The 17,030-nt window shown below is 68.7% G+C and carries 16 protein-coding genes and 1 tRNA gene; 11 read left to right on the top strand and 6 right to left on the bottom strand.

What is annotated here, in order from left to right; genetic code table 11:
- From ACWD3H_RS31955 to ACWD3H_RS31945, 3 genes are all read left to right on the top strand, one after another.
- The coding region (locus ACWD3H_RS31955) for a replication initiator (RefSeq protein WP_451957628.1) at positions 1-691 on the top strand (691 nt) is incomplete at its 5' end.
- A 23-nt stretch (positions 692-714) separates the two neighbouring features.
- A complete protein-coding gene (locus tag ACWD3H_RS31950) occupies positions 715-885 on the top strand; it encodes a helix-turn-helix transcriptional regulator (RefSeq protein ID WP_451957631.1) in 171 nt (56 codons plus the stop codon).
- Positions 882-2,246 (top strand): tyrosine-type recombinase/integrase, encoded by a 1,365-nt coding sequence (locus tag ACWD3H_RS31945; RefSeq protein WP_451957627.1) that lies wholly within the window; start codon positions 882-884, stop codon positions 2,244-2,246. The genes ACWD3H_RS31950 and ACWD3H_RS31945 overlap by 4 nt, the downstream gene beginning before the upstream one ends.
- A 238-nt stretch (positions 2,247-2,484) precedes the next feature.
- Here ACWD3H_RS31945 and ACWD3H_RS31940 read toward each other — a convergent pair.
- Positions 2,485-2,566: transfer RNA gene (locus tag ACWD3H_RS31940), tRNA-Tyr, on the bottom strand.
- Between the two features lie 472 nt (positions 2,567-3,038).
- Here ACWD3H_RS31940 and ACWD3H_RS31935 point away from each other — a divergent pair.
- Positions 3,039-3,533, top strand: coding sequence for a YajQ family cyclic di-GMP-binding protein (locus ACWD3H_RS31935; protein WP_030925087.1), 495 nt, complete (start codon positions 3,039-3,041; stop codon positions 3,531-3,533).
- Positions 3,534-3,792: 259 nt separating this feature from the next.
- On the opposite strand, the gene ACWD3H_RS31930 is transcribed toward ACWD3H_RS31935, so the two are convergent.
- Positions 3,793-4,455 (bottom strand): SGNH/GDSL hydrolase family protein, encoded by a 663-nt coding sequence (locus ACWD3H_RS31930; protein ID WP_451957626.1) that lies wholly within the window; start codon positions 4,453-4,455, stop codon positions 3,793-3,795.
- Between the two features lie 324 nt (positions 4,456-4,779).
- Here ACWD3H_RS31930 and ACWD3H_RS31925 point away from each other — a divergent pair, with 324 nt between their 5' ends.
- The 7 genes from ACWD3H_RS31925 (at position 4,780) to ACWD3H_RS31895 (ending at position 10,549) form a co-directional block, all read left to right on the top strand.
- Positions 4,780-5,406: a TetR/AcrR family transcriptional regulator gene (locus tag ACWD3H_RS31925; protein WP_451957625.1), complete on the top strand. Its 627-nt coding sequence runs from the start codon at positions 4,780-4,782 to the stop codon at positions 5,404-5,406.
- A 172-nt stretch (positions 5,407-5,578) separates the two neighbouring features.
- On the top strand, positions 5,579-6,568 hold the full coding sequence (locus ACWD3H_RS31920; protein ID WP_451957624.1) for a hypothetical protein: 990 nt from the start codon (positions 5,579-5,581) through the stop codon (positions 6,566-6,568).
- Between the two features lie 21 nt (positions 6,569-6,589).
- Positions 6,590-7,165 (top strand): pyridoxamine 5'-phosphate oxidase family protein, encoded by a 576-nt coding sequence (locus ACWD3H_RS31915; RefSeq protein ID WP_355558056.1) that lies wholly within the window; start codon positions 6,590-6,592, stop codon positions 7,163-7,165.
- A 356-nt stretch (positions 7,166-7,521) separates the two neighbouring features.
- Complete coding sequence (locus ACWD3H_RS31910; RefSeq protein WP_355558059.1) at positions 7,522-7,662, top strand: hypothetical protein; 141 nt, start codon at positions 7,522-7,524, stop codon at positions 7,660-7,662.
- 27 nt (positions 7,663-7,689) lie between these two features.
- A complete protein-coding gene (locus ACWD3H_RS31905) occupies positions 7,690-8,163 on the top strand; it encodes a carboxymuconolactone decarboxylase family protein (protein WP_451957623.1) in 474 nt (157 codons plus the stop codon).
- 157 nt (positions 8,164-8,320) lie between these two features.
- Positions 8,321-9,244 (top strand): RNA polymerase sigma-70 factor, encoded by a 924-nt coding sequence (locus tag ACWD3H_RS31900; protein WP_451957622.1) that lies wholly within the window; start codon positions 8,321-8,323, stop codon positions 9,242-9,244.
- A 426-nt stretch (positions 9,245-9,670) separates the two neighbouring features.
- Positions 9,671-10,549, top strand: coding sequence for a hypothetical protein (locus ACWD3H_RS31895; protein WP_451957621.1), 879 nt, complete (start codon positions 9,671-9,673; stop codon positions 10,547-10,549).
- A gap of 36 nt (positions 10,550-10,585) precedes the next feature.
- Here ACWD3H_RS31895 and htpX read toward each other — a convergent pair whose 3' ends face one another.
- The 4 genes from htpX to ACWD3H_RS31875 form a co-directional block, all read right to left on the bottom strand.
- Positions 10,586-11,437 (bottom strand): zinc metalloprotease HtpX, encoded by an 852-nt coding sequence (gene htpX / locus ACWD3H_RS31890; RefSeq protein ID WP_350918189.1) that lies wholly within the window; start codon positions 11,435-11,437, stop codon positions 10,586-10,588.
- 73 nt (positions 11,438-11,510) lie between these two features.
- Positions 11,511-13,145 carry an NADH-quinone oxidoreductase subunit N gene (locus ACWD3H_RS31885; protein WP_451957620.1) on the bottom strand — a complete coding sequence of 545 codons (1,635 nt, stop codon included), beginning with the start codon at positions 13,143-13,145 and terminating at the stop codon, positions 11,511-11,513.
- Complete coding sequence (locus ACWD3H_RS31880) at positions 13,142-14,848, bottom strand: complex I subunit 4 family protein (RefSeq protein WP_451957619.1); 1,707 nt, start codon at positions 14,846-14,848, stop codon at positions 13,142-13,144. The genes ACWD3H_RS31885 and ACWD3H_RS31880 overlap by 4 nt, the downstream gene beginning before the upstream one ends.
- A gap of 174 nt (positions 14,849-15,022) precedes the next feature.
- Positions 15,023-16,978 carry an NADH-quinone oxidoreductase subunit 5 family protein gene (locus tag ACWD3H_RS31875; protein WP_451957618.1) on the bottom strand — a complete coding sequence of 652 codons (1,956 nt, stop codon included), beginning with the start codon at positions 16,976-16,978 and terminating at the stop codon, positions 15,023-15,025.
- Positions 16,979-17,030 lie beyond the last annotated feature (52 nt).

Below are 17,030 nucleotides of genomic sequence, written 5' to 3'. Positions count from 1 at the left end.
GCAGTGGCCTCCCCGAATCCGTCGCCTCCGAATGCTCCACATTCGGCTGGGGCAACGAAGAGGTGACCGGCTCGACGCCGACGAGGAGGCCGAGCCGCTGCACGTGGTCCGCTTCGGCGACCAGGTCGACGTTCAGGGTGTCCTCGGTGGCACCCCGGATGCCGACCAGTGCATCCGCTACCTGAGCAAGTACCTGACCAAGAGCCTCGGCGACGCCCTCGACGCCGACAACCCGGCCCAACGCGACCACGCGGCCCGCATGGTCGAAGCGCTCCGCTACGAACCCTGCTCCCCGGCCTGCCCGAACTGGCTGCGCTACGGAGTCCAGCCCAAGAGTCCCAAGGCGGGCATGGCACCGGGCCGATGCCGGAGCAAGGCACACAAGCCTGAACACCTCGGCTACGCGGGCCGTCGTGTCCTGGTCTCGCGTAAGTGGTCGAACAAGACCCTGTCCGAGCACAAGCGCGACCGGCGCACCTGGGTCATGGAAGCGCTCGGCCTGGCCGACGAGCCCACCGACCCGCACCGCTACGTCTGGAAGCCCGTCCCGGCCGGCGACGGCAACATTCCCTCCCTGGCCCTGCGGCTGCTGCGCATGGTCGCCGAACGCCAGCGCTGGCGAGCAACCCTGCTCGCACTTCAAGAGAAGGCGACCGGACGAGATCTTTCGGCAATCAGGGAGGCAGCGTGAGGAAGAAGGACGACGACAAGCTCATGACCGTCCCCGAGATCCTCGACAAGCTCGGCGGGATCTCTGCCCGGACCCTCTACCGCTGGCGCGAGATCGGCAAGTTCCCCCGCGGCCTGCGACTGCCCAACGACGAGATCCGCCTCCACCGCAGCGAGTTCGAGGCGTGGCTGGAAACCCTCCGGGAGGCGGCGTGAACACCTCGTACGACGTCAAGTTCTTCGAGATCAGCCGGAACAAGTCGAGCAAGACGCCTTCGTACGTGGTGCGCTGGGCGGTCGCCCGGAAGCGCTCCTCGAAGACTTACCGCACCAAGGCACTCGCCGAGAGCTTCCTGTCGGACCTGCGGCAGGCGGCCAAGCAGGGTGAGGCGTTCGACATCGAGAGCGGTCTCCCTCTGTCGATGATCAAGGCCAAGGATGCCCGGACCGTCCTTGAGTTCGTCGCGGCCTTCATCGAGATGAAGTGGCCCCACGCGGCGGCCAAGAGCCGGGACAGCATGTCAGACGCGCTCGCCACGATCCTTCCCTCGCTGACCAAGGACCGTCCCGGCCGTCCCGATGCCGAGATCATGCGGACGGCTCTCCGGAAACACCTCCTCCTCCCGGAGAGCAAGAGGGCAGAGATTTCCCCGGAGATGGCACAGGCGGCCCGCTGGCTTCAGTCCGTGTCGCTCGACCTGACCGCCCTGAACGACGCCAAGACGGTACGGCTGGCACTCGACGCGCTCGCCCTCCGCCTCGACGGCAAGGCGGCGGCTCCGAACACGATCGCCCGTAAGCGAGCCGTCTTCCATGCCGTACTGGAGTACGCGGTGGAGTTGGAGGAGCTGGACGCCAACCCGCTGCACAAGGTCACCTGGAAGCCGCCCAAGGTCACCGAGACCGTTGATCCTCGCGTCGCGGTCAACCCCCGGCAGGCTCAAGAGCTGCTCACGATGGTGACCTACGTGGGCCGGCGTGGTCGTGGCCGGCGGCTCATGGTGCTGTTCGCCTGCATGTACTACGCGGCGCTACGCCCGGCTGAGGCGGTCGGCCTGCGACTCCAGGACTGCCACCTTCCGCCCAAGGGCTGGGGACGGCTGACGGTCGACATCTCCCGGCCAGAGGTCAACACGCACTGGACGGACAGCGGAAACGCCCATGAGGAACGAGGGCTCAAGCACCGAGGCCGGGCCGACGTGCGTCCGGTGCCGATCCCGCCGGAGCTGGTCGTGATCCTTCGAGAGCACATCAAGGAGTACGGGACCGGCGCGGACGGGCGCATCTTCCGCAGCGAGCGGGGCGGCGTGATCGCCTCGACGGCCTATACCGAGGTGTGGCAGGAGGCTCGGAAGCTGGCCTTCACCCCAGCTCAGGTGGCCTCTCCCCTGGCCCGTAGGCCCTACGACCTGAGGCACGCGGCGGTCTCCCTCTGGCTCAACGCGGGTGTACCGGCTCCCGACGTGGCGGAGCGGGCCGGGCACAGCGTGGACGTCCTGCTGCGGGTCTACGCCAAGTGCCTCGACGGTCAGAAGGATCTGGCGAACAAGCGGATAGGTGACGCACTGGTCGGCTGAGGTGTTCACCGTACGAAGAGGGTCCCGGAAGCCATCCGGGACCCTTTGGCGTTCCCTGGGTCGCCTTCCGCTCGTGAACCGCTCGGAAAGCCCGGAACGACCTGGGAAAACGCCTTCAAGATCATTGCACGCATATTGGTGGAGTGGTGACATGCGGCTGCTCACGACTGCGTTCGGCTGCATGTCCCGGAAAAGCAAAAGAGCCCCTCGCGGGGCTCTGAGCTGGGAGAATCCAGTGTGGCAGGTGCAGGACTTGAACCTGCGTAGGCTGAGCCGACGGTTTTACAGACCGCTCCCTTTGACCACTCGGGCAACCTGCCGCGTCCTCCGCGTGCCGCGGCGACAGGAAAAGAATAGCGGACTTCCAGTGGGGTCGTGACATCCGCGGAGGGCACCCGCCGATAGATGGGCACACTGGGACTTTTGGGGCGGGCGTTGTCGCTCGTGCCGGTCTTGAGCGGGGCGGGCGAGGCAGGAGGGACGTCGCGATACGGGCGTGATACGGGGTTCGGCGGCGGGTATCGGGCGGGTGAGGCGGGTGGGCCGGGGGTGACCTGAGGGAGAGCCGGCCGTGGAGTGGGACGGCGGAGCGGGGTAGCGGAGTGGGACGACACGCTGTGGGCGAGGCGGGACACACTGCCGCCCCAGCATTGACAGGAGATGCTGGATAGGCTGATCCGTTACGTACGCGTCTACCGAACCTGCTCGCGGACGCCGCCGCGGTTCGCGGACCGCGATATTCGGGAGCCGGGCAGCGGGTGATAGTTCCAGCAGTTCAAAGGGGATTGGGCTTTGGCGGATTCATCGTTCGACATCGTTAGCAAGATCGATCATCAGGAGGCCGACAACGCGCTGAACCAGACGGTCAAGGAGGTCGGGCACCGGTTCGACTTCAAGGGTACCGGCGCGACGATCGCCTGGTCGGGTGGTCAGAAGGCCGTCGAGATCAGGGCCAACAGCGAGGAGCGCGCCAACGCGGTCCTCGACGTGTTCAAGGACAAGCTGATCAAGCGTGGCCTGTCGCTCAAGATTCTTGACGCGGACGAGCCCAAGCTGTCCGGCAAGGAGTACCGCCTTCTGATCACCCTCAAGGAGGGCATCGACCAGGAGCAGGCCAAGAAGATCTCGAAGATCATCCGGGATGAGGGGCCCAAGGGGGTCAAGGCCCAGATCCAGGGTGATGAGCTGCGGGTGAGTTCCAAGAAGAGGGACGAACTGCAGGAGGTCATCGCCCTTCTCAAGGGCAAGGACCTGGAGGTCGCCCTCCAGTTCACCAACTACCGGTAGACCGAGGGCCGGGCGGAGCCGTGACTCGCACGGTTACCGCCCTCCACTCTCGGATGCACGCTGCCGAGAGTGGAGTCGCCGACAGGCGCTTCGGGCCACTCTCCTCCGGACGCGTTCAAAGCGATCATGAGGCTTGAGTGGCCCAGAGCCACCCGGTATCGGATGGTCCACCGCGACCGGACGGCTTCCTGCTTCCGAAAACGCACCGCCATGCTCAGCGGGTGCCCGCGACGGTTCCAGCGATGGACGCACGCGCCCTTCAGGCCGAGGCGAGGTGACGGCCCAGTCGTCTGATGGTCTCCGCGGCGAGCAGGGCGTGGCCCCGCATCGAGGCATGGATCATGTCTGAGCTGTACGTCGAGATGTCGGCGCAGGCGGGGTGGCTCCACATGTCGACGACCAGCGCGCCGTGCCTGGCGGAGACCGCGCTCACCCGCTCGTTCAACCTCAGCAGTTTAGGACTGAGCGCCTCAAGCTGAGGGATGGCCGAGGCGATGTTCATGAGACGGTACGTGATCACTGTCGCACCGGCCGCCCGTAATCCGCCGATGATGGCGTCCAGCTCGCCCTCGACCGCGTCCATGTCGACCACCGGGCGGAGCAGGTCGTTGCCCCCGCAGATCACGGCCGCGAGGTCGGGCCCGAAGTCCAGCGCCCGGCCGAGCTGCTGTTCCCGCACCTCGGCGGCGACCAGGCCGCGCAGGCCGAGGTTCACATAGGCCAGGTCGGGCCGGCACCGGGCCAGCGCCTCCTGGGTCCGGTCCGCCCAGGGCAGGGTGCGGTAGCCGGGGGCAGGCTCGCCCAGCCCTTCGGCGAGGCTGTCGCCGAGCACCGCGAACCGCTTCCACGGGGCGGTGGCGAGGAGCCTGTCGGCCTCCTTCGCCGTGAGGTGGAAATCATCGGTTGAGACGTCTTCGGTCACGTTCACTGCCTTTCTGGGCATCGGTCCGGCCCAGCTGGGGCCGATCCGCCTGCCGACAGCATAAGAACGAACGATCGTGCTATCAATACCCATCAAGCTGGAAAATGCCTGGTTGATTTAACAGAACGTTCGTGCTTAAAGTTTGACTCGCGAAGGACATGCTCGACAGCTGTTCCGGCGCTGCTCTGCTCCGGGCCACGGCGGGCCGGTCGCGCTGGGGAGCACGGCTCGGGCAGCCCGCCGCGTATGGTCTCCGCACCGGCTGTCGCCGATCAGTGACGAGCCGCTGTGCCGGCGGGACTCCAGTGGACGGGAACGGTTGAGATGACACAGGACGGGCGTGTGGTGCGCGGGGACCAGACCCGGCAGCGAATCCTGGACCGCGCGATGGCCATCGCGTCCCAGGACGGGCTCGAAGGGCTGTCGATCGGGCGCCTCGCCACCGACCTCGGGGTGAGCAAGAGCGGGCTGTTCGCGCACTTCGGCTCGAAGGAGGAGTTGCAGATCGCGGTCGTACGGGCTGCCGAGGAGGTCTTCACCCGCGAGGTGGTCAAGCCGGCGCTGCGGACCGCGCCCGGCCTGCCACGCCTGGTCGAGCTGTGCAGGGGCTGGCTCGACTACTCAGAACGGCGGGTCTTCCCCGGCGGTTGCTTCTTCTACGCGGCGGGTGCGGAGTTCGACTCACGGCCTGGCCGGATCCGCGACCTGCTGGCCCAGGCACGCCGCGACTGGCTGCGCCTGTACGAGCAGACCATCCGGGACGCCCAGCAACTCGGCCAACTCGACGCGGATGTCGAACCGGCCCAGCTGGCGTTCGAGTTCGACGCGCTCGCCACCGCGGCGAACTCGGCCGCGCTGCTGCTCGACGACGCCTTGGCGTACCGGCGCTCGCGCGCCGGGATCCGTACCCGGCTGCGCGCCCTGGCCACCCGGCCGGAAGAGGTTCCCTGACGATTCCACAGCGAGGCCCAGTCCGGGTTACCTGAAATGCCGGTGGCCGAGAACCGGCCCCGGTCCCCCTTCCGCTTCCGCGGCGCGACCGTCTCCCCGGACCTTTCGCCGACTCTTGACACAACTTTTCCCGCCGGGGCCCCATCTATCAGGGGGACGGAAGGAAACACCGATGAGACCCTCACACGGATTCGCCGTACTCGCAGTCGCCGCCGTAGCGGCCACCGGCATGATCGCCACTCCGGCAGCGGCGAAGACGGACAACCCGGCCAGGTACGCCTGGCTCAAGAGCTGCCCCAAGGGAGACAGCAGCGTCCCCTGCGGTTCGTGGATGCTGACCCTGCGCAGCGGGAAGACCGTCAAGCTGCCCGACGCGCAGGTCCACCCCAGGTCCGCAGGTGGCAAGGTGGACAGGACCGCCAGCAACTCGATCTCCATCAGCGACGACGGCCGCTTCGTGAACTACTTCAAGGGCGGCGAACTCGTCGTCCGTGAAGTGAGCAGTGGAAAGGTCCGCCCGCTGCCGGGTGGTACCGCGAGCCTGCCCAAGGGGATCGGCCAGAGCGACGTGGACACGACGCTCTCTCCTGACGGCTCGGCCATCGCGGTCGACTACTATGACGCCGCGAACAGGCTGCCGACCCTGGTCATCAACCTGAAGACCGGCGAGACGGCCAAGCTGCCGCCGAAGAACAGCCTGATGGGTTTCAGCCCCAGCGGGAAGTACCTGCTCACCTCCCGATTCACCGATGACAACACCACCGAGTTCGTGGTCTTCGACGCCGAAGGCAACAGGACGGCGAGCCAGATCATCCCGCAGATCGTGTCCAACAACGCGCCTGTCGCACTGGCCGACGACGGGAACACCGTGGCCCTGGTCATCTCCAGCGAATCGAGCAGGCCCCGCCTGCGTACCTATGACCTGTCCTCTGACACCGTCTCCGAGGCGATCGGAATCGGCATGCCCAAGGGCGAGGCCGCGCAGCGTCTCTCCTGGGACACGGCCGGCTCGCTCACCCTCTGGACCAGCCGCAGCGACCAGGAGGGCGAGCTGGGCTCCGCCGTGAAGCGAACGCTGAACGCCGAGACCGGGAGCACTCACAAGCTGGACTCCTTCAGACTCAGGAAGAACGCGTGGGTCTGGTGGCTGCCCGGCGAGTGACCGTGAATTATCTTCGCTTTTATGGGGAAAATTCATGACAAGATCAATGACCGGCTGCGCGAGTTCATCAAAGCGCAGCCGGTCTATTTCGTGGCGACGGCTCCCGAGCAGGGCGGTCACGTCAACATGTCCCCCAAGGGATACGCCGACACCTTCGCCGTTCTCGACGACACCACCATCGCCTACCTGGACCTGGACGGCAGCGGGGTGGAGACCATCTCCCACCTCCGCCAGAACGGCCGGATCACGGTCATGTTCTGCGCCTTCTCCGGCCCTCCCAACATTCTTCGCCTGTACGGCACCGGCCGGGTCGTCGTACCGGAGAGCCCTGACTTCGCCACACTGATCAAGAGCTTCGGCCCGCACCCGGGTGTGCGGTCGATCATCGTCGTCGACTGCGACCGCATCGCCGACTCCTGCGGCTTCTCCGTGCCGTTCATGTCCTTCGACAGTGACCGGACGCTGCTGGACGAGTGGGCGGGCCGCAAGGATGTCCAGGAGCGGCGTGCCTACCGGGCGAAGAAGAACCGCGAGAGCATCGACGGCATCCCCGGTCTCTCCTCCGAGGAGACCGACCCGGTCACCCAGCACTCCTGAGACCACCGCCTCACCCGGACCGGCCCCCGAGGGCCGGCCTTTTCGCCCTGGTCCGACCGGGCTTTCTCCGAGGTCGGATGACACCCATGATGCCAAGCGACACGAGGGTGTCAGTGCGCGGGCGTTCGGCTCGTCGTGCCTGATGCTCCCAGACCCGCGGGTGGGCCTGTGCGTGGTGTCAGGAGAGGCCTTCGGGGAGGATCGGACCGGATTTCGGCGGAAGCCGTAGATGAGGCTCGGCGTGCGGATGGTGGCGCGATCAGGACTGGCTGACCGGTGACCCACTGCGCCGCCTCCGCCGCCGGGCGCGCGCACCGGACCGGACCCGGGCGCTGCCTCGGGCCGAAATGGAGGCGTTGCCGACCCGCCCGGACCTGGCCCTGCGCGAGCGCGCCCAGCAGATCGACGCCGAGCCGGCCGGGCTCGGTGGCCGGGAGACGCAGGTCACATTCGTCTATGTCACAGGGGGTCGGGCTACCCCGTCTCAGGGGGTGTAGCCATCAACGACCACAGAGGAGCACACCATGGACGCGCGACTCAACTACTTCGCCGACCCGACCGCCGGCAAGGTCCTCAAGTACTTCATGTCGGCGGGAAAGGTGCTCAAGGACTCGCCGCTGCCGACCGCCACGCAGGAACTGGTGGCGCTTCGGGTAAGTCAGATCAACGGCTGCGCCGTCTGCATCGACATGCACACCAAAGAGGCCGTCGCTGCCGGCGAGACCTCGGTGCGACTGAACCTGATCGCTGCGTGGCGGGAGGCCACGGTCTTCACCGAGGCCGAGCGTGCCGCGCTGGAGCTGGCGGAGGAGGGGACCCGGGTCGCGGATGCGGCCGGTGGGGTCAGCGACGAGGTGTGGGCGTACGCCGCCAAGCACTACGACGAGGGGCAGCTCGCCGCCCTGGTGCTCCTGGTCTCCTTCATGAACACGGCGAACCGGCTGAACATCATCACCCGGCAGCCGGCCGGCGACTACGTGCCCGGGCAGTTCCACTGAACGGCATCGGCAACTGGCTCGGGGTCCGGCTGCGGGCTCCGAGCCCCCGAGCTCGGGGGCGTTACTCTGGCGTGCCGGTGGCTCGGATGATCACCAGAAGATGCCTGCGCCGGCGAGTACGGCCAGGTGAGAGGGGTTCAAGGGGAGGAGATTCGGCGTGAGCAAGGTCGAGGAGTTCGAGGAGCTGCGGCCGCTGCTGTTTTCGATCGCCTATCGGATTCTGGGCAGTGTGGGTGAGGCCGAGGACGCGGTGCAGGAGACATGGCTGCGCTATGACGGCTTGGCGACCCGGCCCACGTCGACCAAGGCTCTTCTGTCGGCCGCGGTGACGCGGATCTCGATCGATGTGCTGCGCTCCGCGCGGGTGCGGCGGGAGGCGTACGTGGGCCCGTGGTTTCCCGAGCCGCTGCTGAGCGATCCGTATCAGGATCCGGCGCGGTCGGTGGAGCTGGCCGACTCGGTGTCGATGGCGGCGTTGCTGCTGCTGGAGCGGCTCAGCCCGCTGGAGCGTGCGGTGTTCGTGCTGCGGGAGGTTTTCGGCTTCGGGTTTGACGAGGTCGCCGCAGCGGTGGGGCGGTCGGAGGCGGCGTGCCGGCAGCTGCTGGTGCGGGCGCGGCGGCATATGGAGGCCGGGCGGCCGCGCTTCGAAGCGGTCCGCAAAGAGCAGGAGGAACTGGCGTCGCGGTTCTTCGACGCCCTCCGCGAAGGCGACGTCGCCGGCCTGCGGGAACTGCTCGCCGCCGACGTATCGATGGTCGGTGACGGCGGCGGCAAGGCCCCGCAGCTGGCCAGGGCCGTCATCGGCGCCGAGAACGTGGCCCGGTTGCTTGCCTCCCTCTTTCCCCGGTTGGCCCGGATCGACGTGACGTTCGAGCCGCACGAGGTCAACGGCCAGCCGGGCGCGATCTTCCGCGACCGGGACGGCAAGGTGCTCCACATCCTGGCGCTCGATGTACTCGACGGGCAGATCCAGACGATCCGCTCGGTGATCAATCCCGACAAGCTCGGGCACGTGGGCCCAGTAGCGGACGCCTGGGCAATCGACCGCGAAGTAAGACAGGCACGCCGGCGCACGGAATGACCGCAACACCGGCAGGGCATTTCGCCATCCCGGGGACGAGGCAAGGACCGGCCGGAATGCACACCGGCCGCACCGCCGCTGACACCGAGGGGCCGGTGGGAACGGAACGGTGAGTCCGGCTCGGTGTCACATTCGCTGACATGATCACCGTGAGTCAGTGTGTTACCAGGCACAACGAGTGTGTTTCCAAAAGCCGGTGTTCGCCCGTACCCTGCTGCGCGCGTCGGCGGTATCGGCGGTCAGCGGTTGTGGTCGGCCCTGCGCCACCATGCTGCGGCGGCGAGCACGCCCGCTGACACTCTCATGTCGCCTGGCACATGACGGCAGCCGGTCAGCCTTGACCGAGGCGTACAGTAGCCCGTACGTAACGGACGCCCCCCGAATGTCCGGAAGACTCGGGGGTCCTCAGTGGGATTGTTCCGCCGCTTGAGTGTTTGCGTCGTCGTGGTCGTCGTGGTCATGGGGGCGGGCGTCCCCGCCCAGGCCGGGGGCGCGAGGTCTCCGGTCCGGTACGCGGGGCTCGACGGATGCGTCTGTGCTCCGTGGAAGCTCTGGGTACGCGGCGGCAGGGTGGTCAGCCTCACCGACGCCCGGGTGTTCTCCAGGGGCAGGCAACGGGCTCCGCTGGCCCTGTCGCCCAACGGTAGGTATGTCACTTATTTCCAGCTCGGCGACGGGGCGCTGGTGGTACGGGAGATGACGACCGGCGAGATACGCACGGTGCCCGGCGTGAAGTGGTCGAGCGCCATGCGCGCGGCGCGGATCGAACTCTCTCCCGGCGGGCGGTACGTGGTGCTGGGCATCCGGTGGGGGCACCGGATCCTGGACACGTACAGCGGTAAGAGTGTCCCGGTGCCGCCGGGGCTGCGGCCTTGGAGCTTCAGCCCCGACGCGAGGTTCGTGCTGGTGGTGGATGACTCGTTCCAGGCGGGGATCTACTCGATGTCGCCCTTCGCCGAGTGGGGACGCGTCCCGGTGGGAGGCGCGCTCGGTCCTGACGGGGAGACCGTGGCCCATTTCACGGCGCGTGACGCGGGGATCGGCCTGTGGAACGTGTCCGCGGGCAGCGCGCTGAGGCGCGGCCCCATCCCCGTGCCCCGTGGCAGGACCCCTACCAGGCTGCGTTGGAACGGCAAGGGCCACCTCGACCTGCAGACGGTCACCCCGCGCAGGTTAAGGAGAGGGGGAGGCACTCGCTACGCCTGGTATCGGGTCGCCCCGGAGTCAGGCCGGACGGAGCGGATCGGCGGCTTCATCGTGCCCGGATCCGTCCACAACCCGATCATCACCGGCCTGACGCCCTGACCCGCCTCATCCGGCGGGGTCAGCGGCGGCAAGCGGTCAGCGGCGGTACCCGGCCATGCGCTCCAGGCGGGCGACGCGCTCGGCGGTGGGCGGGTGGGTGGAGAACATCCGGCCGAGCCCCGCACCGCGGAAGGGGTTGGCGATCATCAGGTGGGAGGCGGAGGCGATCCGCCCGTTCTCCGGGAGGGGCAGATGGCGGGTGCCCATCTCGATCTTTCTCAGTGCCGAGGCGAGTGCCAGTGGATCGCCGGTCAGCCGAGCCCCTGACTCGTCCGCCTGGTATTCGCGGGAGCGGGAGATGGCCATCTGGATCATCCCGGCCGCGACCGGGCCCAGCACGATCATGAGGAGTGCGCCGATGAATCCGGGACCCTCGTCGTCCTCTCCGCCGCCGAAGAACAACCCGACGTAGCCGAGATAGGTGATCATGGTGGCGAGCGCTCCGGCCACCGAGGAGATCAGGATGTCGCGGTTGTAGACGTGGGAGAGCTCGTGCCCGATGACACCGCGCAGCTCGCGCTCGTCGAGTATCTGAGTGATCCCGTAGGTGACGCAGACGGCGGCGTTACGAGGGTTGCGCCCCGTCGCGAAGGCGTTGGGCTGCATGGTCGGCGAGACGTAGAGCCGGGGCATGGGCTGGCGGGCCTGTGTGGAGAGCTCACGCACGATCCGGTAGAGCAGCGGCTGCTCGACCTCACTCACCGGCCGGGCGCGCATGGCCGACAGCGCGATGCGGTCGGAGAAGAAATAGGCGGCACCGTTGGTCACCAGCGCGACCAGAACCGCGATCTGCACGCCTGCGCCGCCTCCGAACCACGCCCCCACCGCGATGATCACCGCGGACAGTGCGCCGAGAAGGACCGCGGTACGCAGACCGTTGTGGTGCACTACACCCCCCTTTCGGTTGATGCCGATTCACCTGTGACAACGTTTCCAGCCAGGACAAACGTTCCCAGGTGTTTCAGCCCGCGGCGATCAGTGCTCCGGGGACGAGGTCGAGGACCAGTTGGGGGGCGACGGAGAACGCGACCGCGACGATCCCGGCCACCGCGATCGCCACACCGGCGGGTATCCATCCGGCGGCGCGGCCGGCCGTTTCCGTGCCCTCGGTGGCCGGAGTGAAGATCCGCACCACCCAGGCGATGTAGTAGTAGAGGCCCGCGACCGTGTTGACCGCCATCACCACGGCCAGCCAGCCGCCGCCACCGCCGAGGAGCTCCCGGAACACCACGATCTTGGCGAAGAGCCCGGCCAGCCCCGGGGGCAGGCCCGCCAGGCAGATCAGGAAGAAGGCCAGTGCCAGCCCAGCCACCGGGTTCCGGAACGCCAGGCCCCGGTAGTCGTCCAACTCCCCCCTGCCGGAGCGCCTCGACACCAGCGTGACCACGGCGAACGCCCCGAGGTTCATCGCCGCGTAGAAGACCAGGTAGGCGATCGAAGCGTTCATCGCCTCGTGGCGCCCGGTGCCGAGGGGAGCGAGGATGTAGCCCGACTGGGCGACGGACGACCAGGCGAGCAGCCGCACCGCATGGCGCTGGCGCATGGCCAGAAGGTTGCCCACGGTCATGGTGAGCGCGGCGATGATCGCGATCAGCGGGACCCAGATGGTGCCCTGGCCGCCCAGGGCGACGACCAGGATGAGGATCAGTCCGGCGAACCCGGCAGCCTTGGAGATGACGGAGAGCAGGGCCGCGACGGGGACGGGCGCACCCTGGTAGACATCGCCCGCCCACGCGTGGAACGGCACCGCCGCGATCTTGAAGGCGAACCCGGCGAGGACCAGCACCACCGCCACGGTGACCACGGCGGGCAGGTCGTAGCCGATCTTTAGTGAGGAGGCGTAGGCGGTGTCGGCACCGTCCAGGACGAGCCTCAGGCCGGGCGCCCCGAGAACACGCTGCTGCAGAGCCTGGGCGATCCGGTCGAGGTAGACGGTTCCGGTCGTCCCGTACAGCAGGGAGACCCCGAAGAGCATCACCGCCGTGGAGACCACGGAGACCAGGAAGAGCTTGACCGCGGCCTCGGAGCTCCGGCCGTCGTAGCGTCTGAGCGCGGTGAGCGCGAACACCGGCAGCGAGACGAGCTCCAGGGCGACCACCAGCATGATCAGGTCACGGGAGGCGGGCAGGGCGACGGCACCCGCCAGCGTGCAGAGCAGCAGGAAGTACCACTCGCCGACGGGGATGTCCCCGAAGGAGAGCTCTGCCGCCGAGAGCAGCACCACGACGACTCCGGCCGCCAGTGCGAGTCCCGCGAAGACCAGTGTGAAGTCGTCGACCACGAACGAGCACGGCGCCGCGGCGGCCGGATTCACCGCCTGTTCGGTGTTCAGGGGGGCGATGGCACCGATCACCGCGTGCGGGGAGCCGAGCAACCCCTCCGGCACGCAGAAGGTCCGCAGCGGGTCTCCGGTGCGCAGTGCCTGCGAGACCACCACCGCCAGGGCACCGATCACCCCTGCCAGGGTGACCGCGCCGAGCGCCGGCCGGACGTACGGCCTGCGGGGCAGGAAGGCGTCCAGGAGCAGCACCAGCCCGGCGGTGAGGGCGAGGATCAGCAGCGGCGCGACCGCGTAGTAGTCGATCGACTGGATCACGGTGCCCCCACCAGGGTCCGGACCACCGGATCGGTGAGCAGGAGGAGCGCCTTGGGCCAGAGCCCGAACAGCAGGATCAACGCGATCAGCGGCACCCAGGCGGCCAGCTCGTAGCCCATGACGTCGGGCATCCGCGGCCTGCCCGCGCTCACCGCTCCCGGCGGGTGCGTGTCTCCCCCACCCGCGGCCGCGGGGAGGTCCTCCTCCTCGCCCGCCCTGGATCCGAGGGCGTCGTCCTCGGATCCGGTCGGGCCCGTGGAGGGGAGGGCATCCGTGCCGGCCGCGGCGAGGATCGGGACGTGGACGGTCTCGGTGCTCCGGCCGTGGGTGACGCGGGAGAGCATGAGCAGGAAGTAGGCGGCGGTCAGCACGGTGCCGAGACCTCCGAGAGCCATGAAGACCAGGTAGAGGGGGCCGGACAGGCCCGTGGCCGGTTCGAAGGCGCCGAGGAGGGCCAGCATCTCACCCCAGAAACCCGCCAGCCCCGGCAGCCCGAGTGAGGCGACGCAGGCGAAGGTGAGCAGGGAACCGAGGTGAGGAAGGCGGGTCAGCATGCCGCCACCGAGGGCGGGCATGTCCGAGGTGCCGTAGCGCTCCTTGATCGCCCCGGCGACGAAGAACAGCAGGGCGGTGATCAGGCCGTGGGCGATGTTGCCGAACAGCGCGCCGTTGATCCCGACGGGGGTCAGCGTGGCGAAACCGAGGAGCACGAAACCCATGTGGCCGACCGAGGAGTAGGCGATCATCCTTTTGAGGTCGCGCTGGGCGAGGCAGGCCAACGAGCCGTAGATGATGCCGATCACCGCGAAGGCTCCGAGCCAGGGGGCCACAGCGGCGGCCCCGTCGGGCAGGACCGGGATCGCGATTCTGGCGAAACCGTACGTACCCATCTTGAGCAGCACCCCCGCCAGGAGCACCGAGCCGACGGTGGGCGCCTCGGTGTGGGCGTCGGGCAGCCAGGTGTGCAGCGGCCACATCGGGGCCTTGACCGCGAGACCGATGCCGACGGCCAGGAAGGCGATGATCTGCACCGGGCGGGACATGCCCGTCCCCCGCGCCTGGGCCAGAGCGGTCATGTCCAGGGTGCCGGTCTGCGACCAGATGATCAGTAGGCCGAGCAGGAGGACCACCGAGCCCAGCAGGGTGTAGAGGATGAACTTGGTCGCCGCCGCCCGGCGGGCACGTCCTCCCCAGATGGCGATCACGAAGTACATCGGGATGAGGACGACCTCGAAGAACACGAAGAACAGCAGCAGGTCGAGCGCGAGGAACGTGCCGATCATGCCCACTTCGAGGACGAGCAGCGTGAACACCAGTGCCCGTGGCCGGTTACCGCCGCGTCCGGGGCTCAGCAACTGCCCGGGGCCGTCGGCGCGGCCCCGGCACAGGTAGACGAAGCAGAGAAAGGTCAGCAGCGTGGTCAGCACGACCAACGGCAGTGAGATCCCGTCCACGCCGAGGTGGAACCTGAGGTCCAGGCCGGGGATCCAGGCCAGGTCGGTCACGAACTGCACGCGGGCGGCGTCACCGTGGTCGAACGCGGCGGCCAGCACCACCGACAGTGCGAAGGTGACCCCGGAGACGGCCGGCCCGTGCACCCTGAGCAGCCGCTCCCTTGCCGCCGTATCCGCACCGGACGGCACGAGCAGCACGGTGGCTCCGGCGAGCGGCACGCCGAGAAGTGCGATCAGGAGCCAGCTCATGGCGCGGCCACCTCACAGAAATTCGGCCCCGGATTCGGCTCTGGGTTCGGCTCTGGGTTCGCTTCCAGGTTCGGCACTGAGTTCGGTCGCCGGGGAGAGGTCAACGGCGCGTCACCGCCAGACGGGTGGAGAGCGATACGGCGGCGCCCACGCCGCCCCGGGGGGACAGAGAGCTCACCCGAAGATCACCGCCCCGGCCGCGATCAGGAGGACGCCCGCCAGCAGGCCGGTGACGTAGAGCTGGGCGTTGCCGTTCTGCACCAGGCGGACCAGCCCCGCCAGTCTCAGGGCCGTCCGGCCCGAGCCGCGTACCGTGCCGTCCACCACGTGGTTGTCCGTGCGGACGACGAGGCGTGCGAGGAGCAGCACGGGCCGGACGAGGAGCCCGGTGTAGACGGAGTCGACGTAGAAGGCCCGCTCGCAGGGGACGCGGAAGGGGCCGAGCACGCGGGCCGGGTCGGTCTGGGGCGCGGAGCGCCACACCGCGTAGACCGCCCCCGCGCCCAGCAGTGCCACCGTGAGGCTGAGGGCGGCGGTGCCCCAGTGGACGTCGCCGATGCGGACGAAGCCGAGGAGCAGGGCCGGAACGGCCAGCACGACGATGGGCCAGCGCATGCTGGCCGGCACCTCATGTACGGCAGGTACAGCGGCGTGGGCCTCGCCCGCCACGGGCTCGGGCCGCGAGGCACGCTGCCCGAAGAAGGTGCGCAGCCACGCGCGGGTGGCGTAGGCGCCGGTCACCGCGATCGTGGCGAGGGCGCAGCCGTAGAGCAGGAGGGCCGCGGCATCGGTCAGCGGGCCCGCGGACAGGGAGTGCTCGATGCCCGTCAGCATCTCGTCCTTGCTGAAGAAGCCACTGGCCGGAGGCAGGCCCATCAGGGCGGCGAAGCCGATCGTCATCGCGGCGAAGGTGACCGGAAGCCCCCTGCGGAGACCTCCCATCGTGCTCATCAGGTTGGAGCCGACCGCGTGGATCACCGCTCCGGCGCAGAGGAAGAGCAGTGCCTTGAAAGCCCCGTGGGTGATCAGATGGAAGATCGCGGCGTCCCGTGAGCCTGCGGCCAGGGCACCCGCCATGTAGGCGAGCTGGCTGATCGTGGAGTAGGCGAGGACGCGCTTGAGATCGTCCTGGGCCAGGGCGGCGAGGGCCGCGCCGAGCATGCCGAGGGCGGCCAGGACCGCGAGCACGTCCAGAGTGGGCCGGGCGCCGAGGAAGGCGGGATAGAGCCGGGCGACGACGAAGATCCCGGCGGCGACCATGGTGGCCGCGTGGATGAGGGCGCTGATCGGTGTCGGTCCTGCCATCGCGTCGGGGAGCCAGACGTGCAGCGGAACCTGGGCGCTCTTGCCCGCGACCCCGGCCAGCAGCAGCATCGTGGCGGCGATGAGGGTGCCGGACGACATCTCGGGGACCCCGGCGATGACGTCGGCGATCCTGAAGCTGCCGGCCGCCGTCCCGAGGACGAAGATGCCGAACAGGAAGCCGACGTCGCCGATCCGGGTGACGAGGAACGCCTTGATCGCCGCTCGCGAGTTGGCCCGCTCCTCCCACCAGTGCCCGACCAGCAGGTACGAGCACAGGCCCATGATCTCCCAGCCCACGTAGAGGACCAGGAGGTCCGCCGCGTAGACGACCAGCAGCATGGCGCTGGTGAACAGGCTGATGAAGGAGCTGTAGGACGGGTAGCGCCGGTCACCGCGCAGGTAGCCGATGGAGTAGACCTGCACGGCCAGCGCGACCACGGTGACCAGCACCGCGATCGACGCGGCGAGGCCGTCGACGAGCAGCCCGACCGAGATCGGCACCGATCCCGTCTCGATGACGGTGAACGTCGCGGTGACGCCGTCGGCCGCGCCCTGGCCCCCGCTCCCGATCGGGACCCGCGGCTCGATTCCGCCCTGGCCGGTGGCCGCCCAGGTGGCGTAGGCCAGCCAGATCGCCAGGGCGGTGGAGATCGCGGTGGGCAGCACGGCGATCCAGGCGGCCCGGCGGTTGGCGCCGGCGTTGAGGTCTGTGCCGGGGGTGCGGGACGTCGCGCCGCGAAGCCCCCGGGGGAAGCGGGAGCCGAGAAGCCCGGTGGCCGCGGCGAGGAAGGGCAGCAGGATCACGAGCGAGGCGACAGTGATCATGACGCGTCACCCGGCCTGGTGTCCGTCTCGGATCCGGCGGGAAGCCGGGACT

It is taken from the genome of Streptosporangium sp. NPDC002607 (assembly GCF_053592655.1).
Note: the sequence above shows the minus strand (reverse complement) of the source record. Positions and strands in the feature narration are given on the sequence as shown.